The organism is Acidovorax sp. LjRoot204 (genome assembly GCF_056175785.1).
In genome coordinates, this window is the sequence record NZ_JBGFFF010000149.1 from 1 (window position 1) to 10,988 (window position 10,988).

The window sequence follows — 10,988 nt, forward strand, 5'->3', positions numbered from 1 at the left end:
GGCCCTGGTCGGCACGTCCGTCGGCCCCCCAGCGGAAGCCGATGGAGCCGTTGGGCAGGGTGATCTGGCCCAGTTCGTCGTAGCCCACGGTCTTCCAGTCGGGGTTGTTGGACTGGTCGAGCTGGCCGGGGAAGTCGCTGGCGCGCACATAGCGGTCGGGCACCATCACCGTGCGGCCATCGGGCAGCGTCTTTTCCTTCAGCACCACCAAGAGCGGCAGGTCGGTGTAGCGCCGCGCGTAGTCATCAAAGTACGCCGAGCGGCCCTTGCCGCCGTCCTTGAAGTAGAACTCATTGAGGATCACATGGCCCATGGCCATGGCCACCGCAGCGTCGGTGCCCTGCTTGGGATGCATCCACAGATCGCCCAGCTTGGCGACTTCGGAGTAGTCGGGCGTGATGGACACCACCTTGGTGCCCTTGTAGCGCACCTCGGTCAGGAAGTGCGCATCCGGCGTGCGCGTCTGGGGCACGTTGGACCCCCAGGCAATGATGTACGAGCTGTTGTACCAGTCGGCCGACTCGGGCACGTCGGTCTGCTCGCCCCAGGTCTGCGGGCTGCTGGGAGGCAGGTCACAGTACCAGTCGTAAAAACTCATGCACACGCCGCCGATGAGGCTCAGGTAACGCGAACCCGCTGCATACGAAATCATCGACATCGCCGGGATGGGCGAGAAGCCGATGATGCGGTCCGGGCCGTGCTTCTTGATGGTGTACACGTTGGCCGCAGCGATCATCTGGTTGACTTCTTCCCAGGTGCTGCGCACAAAGCCGCCCAGGCCGCGCTGCTTTTGCCATTCGCGCTTGGAGGCATCGTTCTCGACAATGCTGGCCCAGGCGTCCACCGGGCTCTTGGCCAGGGCGATGGCAGCGCGCCAGTGCTTGAGCAGGCGGCCGCGCACCATGGGGTACTTCACGCGGTTGGCGCTGTACAGGTACCAGCTGTAGCTGGCGCCGCGTGCGCAGCCACGGGGTTCGTGATTGGGCAGGTCGGGCCGGGTGCGGGGGTAGTCGGTCTGTTGGGTTTCCCAGGTGACGATGCCGCCCTTGACGTAGATCTTCCACGAGCAGGAGCCCGTGCAGTTCACGCCGTGGGTGCTGCGCACGATCTTGTCGTGTGCCCAGCGGTCACGGTAGGCGTCTTCCCAGGTGCGATCTTCACCATTGGTTTCGCCATGGCCCTGGGCAAAGGTCTCGCGGGGCTGCGAGAAGTACGAAAGGCGGTCGAGGAAATGGCTCATCGGGGGCTCCTTGTTCTGTTCTGTTCAGGGGTCATCAGCAAGGCATGGCTGCGTTCTTGCGCGCGTAGTGCCACCAGGTGATCACGATGCAAACGAGGTAGAAGGCGAAGAACGTCCACAGAGCTGCGTGGGGGCTGCCGGTCAGCGCAATGGAGCTGCCATAGCTCTTGGGAATGAAGAACCCGCCGTAGGCCGCCATGGCGGCCGTGAAGCCCAGCGTGGCGGCGCCCAGGGTGTTGCCTTCCTTGTTGGCCTGGGCCACGGCTGCAGTGTTGCGGGGGTCCACACCGCGCATGGCTTCGGTCAGGAAGATCACGGGGATCATGCGGAAGGTGGAGCCATTGCCGATGCCTGTGGTGAGGAACAGCACCAGGAAGCACACGAAGAAGCCTGCAAACTGACCTTCATTGCCTGCGGATGGCAGAAACACCGTGACGCCCACCACGGCAATCGCCATGACGATGAAGTTCCACAGCGTGACGCGCGCCCCACCGAGCTTGTCGGCCAGCCACCCGCCAAACGGCCGGACCACCGCACCCACCAACGGCCCCAGCCACGCGTAGGCCAGGGGGTTGATGTTAGGAAACTGGCTCTTGATGAGCAGCGGAAAGCCTGCGGCATAACCGATGAACGACCCGAAGGTGCCGAGGTACAGCACACACATCAGCCAGTTGTGCTTGCGCTTGAAGATGGCGGCCTGCGCAGCGAACGAGGCACGCGCATCGGCAATGTCGTTCATGCCGAACCAGGCGGCCAGCGCCGTCAGCGCAATCCATGGCACCCAGATGAAGGCGGCGTTCTGCGTCCACACCTGCGCGGTCTGGCCGTTCTTCACAATGGTCTGTGCATCGCCACCAAAGACCCCAAAGATACCGGCCGTCACGACCAGAGGGCTGAGGAACTGCACCACCGACACGCCCAGGTTACCGAGGCCCGCATTCACACCCAGCGCGGAGCCCTTGCGCTCCTTCGGAAAGAAGAAGCTGATGTTGGCCATGCTGGAGCTGAAGTTGCCGCCGCCCAGGCCACACAGCAGCGCGAGAATGAGCATGGTGGGGTAGGCCGTGGTGTTGTCCTGCACCGCAAAGCCGATGCCGATGGCCGGAATCAGCAGCGAGGCGGTGGAGATCGCCGTCCAGCGGCGGCCACCGACCAGCGGCACCATGAACGAGTAGAAGATGCGCAGCGTGGCGCCCGAGAGCGCGGGCGCCGCCGCCAGCCAGAACAGCTGGTTGGTCGAATACTTGAAGCCCAGGCCCGGCAGGCTCACGGCGACCACGCTCCAGACCTGCCAGATGGCAAAGGCCAGGAACAGCGCGGGTACCGAGATCCACAGGTTGAGCTTGGCGATGGCTTCGCCTTCGCGCTCCCAGAACGATTTGTCCTCCGGGGCCCAGAGGGTGAGCAGACGCCCCTGGCGCCCGCTGGTGGTAGTGGCAGACATGGTGAGTTTTCCTTGAAAGATCAACGGGTGGCAGGTTGCGCAACAGCGCCCTGCGAACCCATGAGACGGGTGTTGCGCACTTCGGTSAAGTACATCCAGAYGAGCGARACCCASACCACGCCGTACATCAGCATGAARGCGCTSGAGCGGATGCCGGTRAGGTCCATCAGCGCACCGAACAGGATCGGCAGCACGAACCCGCCCAGGCCGCCAGCCAGACCCACGATGCCGCTGATGGCGCCGATGTTGTGGGGGTAGTCGTCGCTGATGTACTTGAAGACACTGGCCTTGCCGAAGGCCCAGCAAATGCCCAGCAGAAACATGAGACCGGTGAACAGGTACACGTTCAGGCCGATGTGGAAGGTCTTGGGGCCGTTGACGGTGACGATGGTGAAATCGGTCTGGGGGTAGCTCAGCAGGAACAGGCAGATCCAGCTCACCCACATCACCCACCAGGTCACGCTGTGGGCGCCGTACTTGTCGGACAGCATGCCTCCAATGGCGCGCAGCACACCACCGGGCAGCGAGAAGCACGCGGCCAGCAGCGCCGCCACGCGGATATCAAGGCCAAACTCGCCSACGTAGTACTGCACCATCCACAGCGASAKSGCSACATAGCCGCCRAACACGATGCTGTAGTACTGGCAGTACTTGAGGACCTTGGGGTCCTTGAGCGCCTTGAGCTGGTCGGTGAACTTGACGTTGCTGGGCACCAGGTGGGYCGGGTCGCTGTAGCTAAACAACCAGAACAGCACCAGCGTGCCCAGCATGATGGCCGCATACACCTGCGGCACCATGGTCCAGCCGAAGGCCACCAGCAGCACCGGCGCCACGAACTTGTTCACGGCTGCACCCGAGTTGCCCGCGCCATACACACCCATGGCCGTGCCCTGGCGATGCTTGGGGAACCAGCGCGCCACATAGGGCGTACCCACTGAGAACGAGCCCCCCGCCAAGCCCACAAACAGGCCGATGGTGAGGAAGTGCCAGTATTCCGTGGCGTAGCCCATCAGCCAGATGGCGGGCACGGTGGTGGCCATCACGGCGGCCATCACGATGCGGCCGCCGAACTTGTCGGTCCAGATGCCCAACGGCACCCGGACCAGCGAGCCCGTGAGCACAGGCATGGACATGAGCAACCCGAACTGCGTGGAGTTCAGGTTCAGCATCTTCTTGATGGGGATGCCGATGACGCCAAACATCATCCACACCATGAAGCAGACCGTGAAGGCGAAGGTGCTGACGATGAGCACCGACCAAGCCTGGCGGGTGCGCTGCGGGCTGTCGCCCGGGGGCAGGGTTGCGTTGGCCATTGCGCGATTCCTCTCTTTTTGCATGAGAGGAATGGTCGCGTGTGCAGGGGCTTTTGCACATCCTTCACTAGAGGGTGTGCGGCGCGGCAGAGGGACTAGTTACCCGGGGCGGGGCGTCGTCCGAAAGAACTATGGCGCAAGCGTTGTGGGTAGTAGCACCCGCACCACACCAGCCCGACGCGCCCGGAGCGTGCGTGGGCCAGCGCTATTCCGCGCGCTGCCGGTCCGAGGCGTACACCGCCGCCTGCACGCGCGAACTCAGGCCCAGCTTGCGCAGGATGTGCTGCACGTGGATCTTCACCGTGGTCTCAGCGATGTCGAGCGTGCGCGCGATCTCCTTGTTGCTGGCACCGCGTGCAATCTCGCGCAGCACGTCTTCCTCTCGCGGGGACAGGGGGGTGAAGCCGCTGACGGCGCCTGCAGCGACCGCAGCGGCATCGGCGGGTACGGACGCTGCGGGCGCTATCTCGGGCACACCCTGCGACTGGAACGCCGCCACCAGCTTGCCCATGAGTTCGGGGCTGACCACGGGCTCGCCCCGGGCGGCACGGCGAATGGCCTGGGCCAACAGGTCGCCGTCGATGGTCTTGAGCAGGTAGCCCTGCGCGCCGTTGCGCAGCGCGGTGGCCAGGTCCTGCGCGTCCTCGCTCACGGTGAGCATGAGCACGCGCGAGGCGGGCGAGACTTCGCGCAGGCCCTGGATGGCATCCACGCCCATCACCCCGGGCAGGTGGTTGTCGAGCAGGATCACCTGCGGCTGCAGCTGGGGCGCAAGCCGCAGGGCCTGCGCGGCATCCCCCGCCTCGCCCACCACGGACAGGCCCTCATACTGGCTCAGCAGCGCGATCAGCCCGCGACGGAACAGCGTGTGGTCGTCCACCACCAGCAGCGTGACCGGCGGTGTCGTCGGCGCTGACGCGGGGGGGGTGGCAACGGGCGATACGGAGGTCGTCATGGCATGGTGGCTTGTTGGGGGGCTACGGCGTATATCGAACCCGCTGAATGGGTGGATGCGGCGGGCTGGTGAGGCTGGGTGGGGGCGACCGAGGGAAGCTCGATGCACACGCGGGTGCCCTGCCCCGGAGCGGACTCCACCTGGACCACCGCGCCAATGCGCTGGGCCCGCTCGCGCATGATGCCCAGGCCTACATGCAGCGAGTCCGGTGGCACGGAGGCCACCTCAAAGCCAGTGCCGTTGTCCTGCACCTCAAAGCGCCAGCGTGGATGGCGGTGCACCAGCACATCCACCCGCGTGGCGCCCGAATGTTTGCGCACGTTCGACAATGCCTCCTGCACCATGTGCAGCACCTGGATCTGCACGTCCTGCGCCAGCGGCAAGCCGTGGCCCACCATGCCCAGCGTGGTGGCCATGCCGGTCTGGTGCTCAAACTTGGACAAGGTGGCGCGCAGCGCTGACTCGATGTCTTCCTCGCTGGTGCGGGTGCGGAAGTGCACCAGCAGCTCGCGCACATCGGAATAACACTCGCGCACCCCCACATCCAGCTCGCCGATGCTGCGGTCGCGCTTGGCCTCATCGCCGCGCGCCACGGCATCGCGCAGCAGCTGGGTCTGGATCTTGAGGAAGGCCAGCGACTGGGCGATGGAGTCGTGCAGCTCCCGCGCCAGCAGGCTGCGCTCCTCTGCCACCGCCGCCTCGCGCTCCAGCGCGGTGGCACGCAGGCCCTCCATGGCACTGGCCAGGTGGCGCGTCATGGCTTCGAGCAGGTCGCGCAGTTCATCGGTCAGCTCCACTGGCGAGCGGAAGAACAGATCCACCTCGCCCAGCAGGCGCTGCAGCATCTGCACCGGGATGGTGACCATGGTCTGGAACCCCGCCTCGCGGCAATGGGGCAAGGCAACGGTCGTGGACGGTGTGATGGGAATGACCCGCGTGCGCGCCTGGGCCTGCGGCTGGCCGCACAGGCAGGTGCCCGTGTGCAGGCAATGTTCGCCCTCGGCCATGGTGCGCGGCAGGCCGTCGCCCGCCAGCAGCACGTAGCGTTCGTTGGCCTCATTGGACCAGCGCACGGCGGCTGCGTCGGCCCCCGCCACGCGGCGGATCTGCTGCACAAAACCCTGGGCCAGCAGCTCCAGGCTGCCCGCCGTGCTGGCCAGCGCGCTCACCTCATACAACGCGGCCAGGCGCTGGTTCTGCACAGCGATGCTGGCGGTCTTTTCGCGCACCTTGTGCTCCAGCTCGTCGTGCGATGCCTGCAGTGCATGCGCCATGAGGTTGAAGCCCGCCGACAGCTGACCGAACTCGTCATCCGTATCCACCGGCAGCCGCGTGCCCAGCTCGCCCTGGCGCAGCCGGGCCTGGGCCTGCTGCAGACGTGCCACGGGATTGATGACCAGCAGATAGCTCACGGCCATGAAGGTGACGGCAGCCACGATGGCCAGCGCCATCATGAACAGCTGGAACAGGTGAAGCGCGGCAGTCCAGCCCGCGATCTGGATCTCGATGGCATCCACAAAACCATCGACCTGCTGCACAAAGGCATCAGCCTCTGCCAGGTTCCGGGCGCGGTCCGGGGGCGATGCGCTGACCCACCCGGTGCGGGCCTCGGCCCATCGGGCGCGGATGCCATCGAACCGCGTACGTGTCTCATCGCTCCACGGCACAAACAGGGGGCGCGACGGATCGCCCGTGCGCAGCAACTCCAGGCTGGCGTCGAACTGGCGGGCGCGTTCTTGCACGGCCTCGGGTGGCTCGGTCTGCAGCACCAGCACCATGCGCAACATGTTCATGCGCAGGCGGCCCGCCTCGTTGACCGCAGCTGCGCCGCCCTCAAGCTTCCAGGTCACCCACAGGGTCAGGCCGATGGACGCGAGCGCCACCAACAAGAAGCCCGCGCCCATGGCAAGAAGTTTGGTGGAGAGCGTGGGACGGGAGCGCATGGCGCAGTGTAGGGAAGGGGCATCACCACAACCTTGACCTGGGTCAAGAGCGGCCCGCGTAGCATGGAGCCATGCAACGACTACCCCTCCCTCTCCTGCGTACCTGGCTGGTGCTGGGAAGCGTCACCGTGGCGCTGGCTGGCTGCGCCTACGCCCCTGCCACCGGCACGCCGCCCTCCCCCCTCTGGACCGGCCGCTTGCAGAGCCTGCTTCCCGCCGATGTACTGCTGCTGGGCGAGCAGCACGATGCACCCGACCACCAGCGCCTGCAGCGCGAGGCCGTGGCGTGGCTGTCTGCGCGCGGGCAGCTGGCGGCCGTGGTGATGGAGATGGCCGAGCGGGGCCACAGCACCCGGGGCCTGCCACGCGATGMCAGCGAAGCGCAGGCCCAGGCCGCCCTGCAATGGGACAACGCCGCCTGGCCATGGCAGGCCTATGGCCCGGTGGTGATGGCGGCCGTGGGCGCCGGCGTGCCCGTGCTGGGAGGCAACCTGCCCCGCGCCCGCATGCGGGCCGCCATGGCGGAGGCCGGCTGGGACCGGCACCTGCCCGCCCCCGCGCTGGCGCAGCAATACCAGGCGCTGCGCGACGGCCACTGCGGGCTGCTGCCGGAGTCGCAAATTGCGCCCATGGCCCGCATCCAGATCGCCCGCGACTCCAGCATGGCCCGGACGGCCCAGGAGGCGTTGCGCTCCGGCCAGACAGTGCTGCTGGTGGCTGGCGGCGGCCATGTGCTGCGCCACCTGGGCGTGCCAACGCATTGGCCGGCAAATCTGGTGTCAAAAGTAGTGATAGCGCAGGTGGAACATGCGCCAGCCGCTATCAAATCAGGTGCACAAGCAGATGCCGTGGTCCAGACCCCGGCGCTGCCTCCGCGTGATGTGTGCGCAGAGTTGCGCGAGCAGTGGCGCCCTGCGCCCCCCGGACAGAAAGTCTGAGCGCACTCAGGGCCTGTTCACCCTATTCAGCCCTGCGCAGCGGCAGGCTCCGCCTGCGCGCGCAGCAGCGCCACAAAATCGTCGGCGGGTACAGGGCGGCTGCACAGGTAGCCCTGGTAGGCGTCGCAGCCCCGTTCGCGCAGAAAGGCCAGCTGGCCCTCGGTCTCCACCCCCTCGGCCAGCACCGACAGGCCCATGCTGTGCCCCATGGCAATGATGGCGGCGCTGATGGCCATGTCGTCCTCGCTTTGCGGAATATCGCGGATGAATCCCTGGTCGATCTTGAGCACGTCGATGGGAAACCGCTTGAGCTGCGCCAGCGACGAATAGCCGGTGCCGAAGTCATCCACCGCGATGCGTACCCCCAGCTCGCGCAGGCGCACCAGCACCTGGCGGGCTTCTTCGGTACGTTCGGCCAGGGCGCTTTCGGTGATCTCCAGCTCCAGCAGTGCCGCGGGGAACCCGCTGGCCTGCAGCGCGGCCGCCGTGCAACCGGCCAAGTCGGTCAGGTGGAACTGGCGCGGTGACACATTCAGCGCCAGGGTCAGCGGTGGCAGCCCCGCATCACGCCATTGCTGGCCCTGACGGCAGACCTYGCGCACCACCCATTCCCCCAGCGGGCCGATGACGCCCGAGGTCTCGGCCACGGGAATGAAGCGCGCGGGGGAGATCAGCCCCTCTTGCGGGTCGTTCCAGCGCACCAGGGCTTCGGCGCCCTGGATGCGACCGGTGGCAATGTCGATCTGGGGCTGGTAGTACATCTGCAGATGGCCCTGGGCCAGCGCCAGGCGCAGGCGCGACTCCAGCTCCAGCCGCTCGCGTGCCGCCTGGGTCATGGCCTCGTGGAAGAAGCACCACGCCCCCCGGCCGCGCGCCTTGGCGCCATAGACCGCCGCGTGGGCGCCCTGCAGCAGCAGTTCGGTGGTGCCAGCGTGCTCAGGGAACATGCAGATGCCCACACTGACGCCCGCCACCACCTCGAGCCCGTCGGGCGAACGCCAGGGCTCGGCCACGGCGCGGATCAGGTGGCGCGCCACGGCGGCGGCACCATCGGCATGGCGCAGGTTGCGCGCCACCACGGCCAGCTCGTCGCCCGCCATGCGCCCGAGCACGTCTCCGGGCCGCAGGGCGGACTGCACCTGCCGCGCAATGTGCTTGAGCACCTCGTCGCCCGTGGCATGGCCGTAGCTGTCGTTCACGTCCTTGAAGCGGTCCAGGTTGAGCAGCAGCACGGCGATGTGCTCGCCACTGCCCTGCGCCTCCTGCACCGCCAGCTCCAGCTGGTGCCCGAACCAGGTGCGGTTGGACAAGCCCGTGAGCGAGTCGTTGTGCGCCAGGTATTCCAGTTGCCGCTGCTGGGCCTTTTCTTCGGAGATGTCGGTGAACATGCACACGTAGTGCGTGATCTCGCCCGCCGGGTCGCGCACGGCCGACAGGGACATGTGCTCCGGGAAGATCTCGCCGTTCTTTCGGCGGTTCCAGATCTCGCCCTGCCAGTACCCGGTTTCGGTCAGCGCCGACCACATCGCCTCATAAAAAGCCTTGTCGTGGCGGCCCGACTYGAAAACGCGCGGGGTCTTGCCCAGCAGCTCCTCCTCGGTATAGCCCAGCAGCCGGGTGAACGCCGCGTTGACCGACAGGATGCGGCTGTGTGCGTCAGTCACCACCACGCCCTCCATGGTGTTGTCCACCACCGTGGCCGCCAGGCGCTGGCGGGCCTCGCTGCGCTGCAGCGCCGCACGCGCAGCCTTGATCTCGTCGAGGTCCTGCACCACACACACCAGGTGCGCGGGCTCATCGCCCACTTCGGGCGCCAGTGTCACGGTGCACAGCACAGGCGCCCGGCGGCCGTTGTCCAGCCGCAGGCAATGGCGCTCGCCCACATAGTGGTCGATCTCGCCAGCCAGCAGGCGCTCCAGCTGCGACGCCGCCCAGTCAGGGTCCTGGGCGATCATCACATCGCGAAAATTGAGACCCAGCGTCTGCGCGGGCGTGGCCCCCAGCAGGTCGCACAGGCGGGCGTTGGCCCACAGAAAGCTGCCGTCCAGCGCCACCCGCGCAAACCCGGCCGGCGCATGGCGCACGATCTGCGTCAGCTCCTGCGCCATGGCCATTCGCACCTTTTCGGCGCGGCGCATGCGCCGCAGCAGCCACCAGGCCAGGCCGCTGGTCAGCGCCACATAGCCCCAGCCCTTCCAGGTCTGAAAACGGGTCAGCAGGGCCGGGTCGGTCACCCAGTGGGCCAGCAACACATCGCCCGCAAACACCCAGGCCACCCCCAGCACCAGGTACAGCAGCATGCCCCGCCAGGGGACCAGTGATGAGGCATAGCCCTCGTTGCCCATTGCGCTTCTTGCGCTCCTTGTTGATTTCACGGTTTCACGGCCTTTGGCCCTTGCTGCGACAATTGCGCAGCTATGACCAACGCCTACATCCTTACCCTGTCCTGCCCCGACCGCCTGGGGCTGGTGCACGCCGTCTCCGGCTTTTTGCTGGAGCATGGCGGCAACATCGAAGAAGCCGCGCAGTACAACGACCACGCCACGGGCCTGTTCTTCATGCGGGTGCAGTTTGCCTGCGACCAGCACGACCACCCCACCCTCAAAGCGCGCCTGACCAGCTTTGCCGAGCCCTACAACATGCACTGGAGCCTGCACGCCACGGCAGCCCCCATGAAAACCGTGCTCATGGTCAGCAAGGAAGGCCACTGCCTCAACGACCTGCTGTTCCGCTGGAAGAGTGGTCTGCTGCCCATCGACRTSCGCGCCATCATCAGCAACCACCGCGACTTCTACCAGCTGGCGGCCAGCTACAACGTGCCGTTTCATCACATCCCGATGACGGGTAGCACCAAGGCCCAGGCCGAAGCCAAACAGTTTGAGATTATCGAGGGCGAAGGGGCCGAGTTGGTGGTATTGGCCCGTTACATGCAGATACTTTCTCTTGACCTATGTCAAAAGTTGGCCGGTCGGGCCATCAACATCCAYCACWSSTTCCTGCCCAGCTTCAAGGGCGCCAAGCCYTACTACCAGGCSCAYGACCGSGGCGTGAAGCTSATCGGCGCCACSGCSCACTATGTGACGGCCGACCTSGACGAAGGCCCGATCATCGAGCAGGACGTGGCSCGCGCCGACCACACCGACACCGTGGAAGAC

The 10,988-nt window shown here is 66.4% G+C and carries 8 protein-coding genes; 2 read left to right on the forward strand and 6 right to left on the reverse strand.

What is annotated here, in order from left to right; translation table 11 throughout:
* The 5 genes from AC04MI_RS20075 to AC04MI_RS20095 all read right to left on the reverse strand — a co-directional run.
* The coding region (locus tag AC04MI_RS20075) for a molybdopterin-dependent oxidoreductase (protein ID WP_476498516.1) at nucleotides 1-1,240 on the reverse strand (1,240 nt) is incomplete at its 3' end.
* 34 nt (nucleotides 1,241-1,274) lie between these two features.
* Nucleotides 1,275-2,684: a NarK family nitrate/nitrite MFS transporter gene (locus AC04MI_RS20080; RefSeq protein WP_056745778.1), complete on the reverse strand. Its 1,410-nt coding sequence runs from the start codon at nucleotides 2,682-2,684 to the stop codon at nucleotides 1,275-1,277.
* 20 nt (nucleotides 2,685-2,704) lie between these two features.
* Nucleotides 2,705-3,997: an MFS transporter gene (locus AC04MI_RS20085; protein WP_476498517.1), complete on the reverse strand. Its 1,293-nt coding sequence runs from the start codon at nucleotides 3,995-3,997 to the stop codon at nucleotides 2,705-2,707.
* 205 nt (nucleotides 3,998-4,202) lie between these two features.
* A complete protein-coding gene (locus tag AC04MI_RS20090) occupies nucleotides 4,203-4,952 on the reverse strand; it encodes a response regulator (protein ID WP_476498518.1) in 750 nt (249 codons plus the stop codon).
* Nucleotides 4,949-6,895, reverse strand: coding sequence for a type IV pili methyl-accepting chemotaxis transducer N-terminal domain-containing protein (locus AC04MI_RS20095; protein ID WP_235511605.1), 1,947 nt, complete (start codon nucleotides 6,893-6,895; stop codon nucleotides 4,949-4,951). The genes AC04MI_RS20090 and AC04MI_RS20095 overlap by 4 nt, the downstream gene beginning before the upstream one ends.
* A 71-nt stretch (nucleotides 6,896-6,966) precedes the next feature.
* Between AC04MI_RS20095 and AC04MI_RS20100 the strand changes: the two genes are divergently transcribed.
* Nucleotides 6,967-7,833, forward strand: coding sequence for a ChaN family lipoprotein (locus tag AC04MI_RS20100; RefSeq protein WP_476498519.1), 867 nt, complete (start codon nucleotides 6,967-6,969; stop codon nucleotides 7,831-7,833).
* Between the two features lie 26 nt (nucleotides 7,834-7,859).
* Here the strand turns inward: AC04MI_RS20100 and AC04MI_RS20105 are convergent, their stop codons facing one another.
* Complete coding sequence (locus tag AC04MI_RS20105; protein WP_476498520.1) at nucleotides 7,860-10,178, reverse strand: putative bifunctional diguanylate cyclase/phosphodiesterase; 2,319 nt, start codon at nucleotides 10,176-10,178, stop codon at nucleotides 7,860-7,862.
* A gap of 72 nt (nucleotides 10,179-10,250) precedes the next feature.
* Between AC04MI_RS20105 and purU the strand changes: the two genes are divergently transcribed.
* Nucleotides 10,251-10,988, forward strand: a 738-nt coding sequence (gene purU, locus AC04MI_RS20110; RefSeq protein ID WP_476498521.1) for a formyltetrahydrofolate deformylase, incomplete at its 3' end; no start/stop codon positions are given.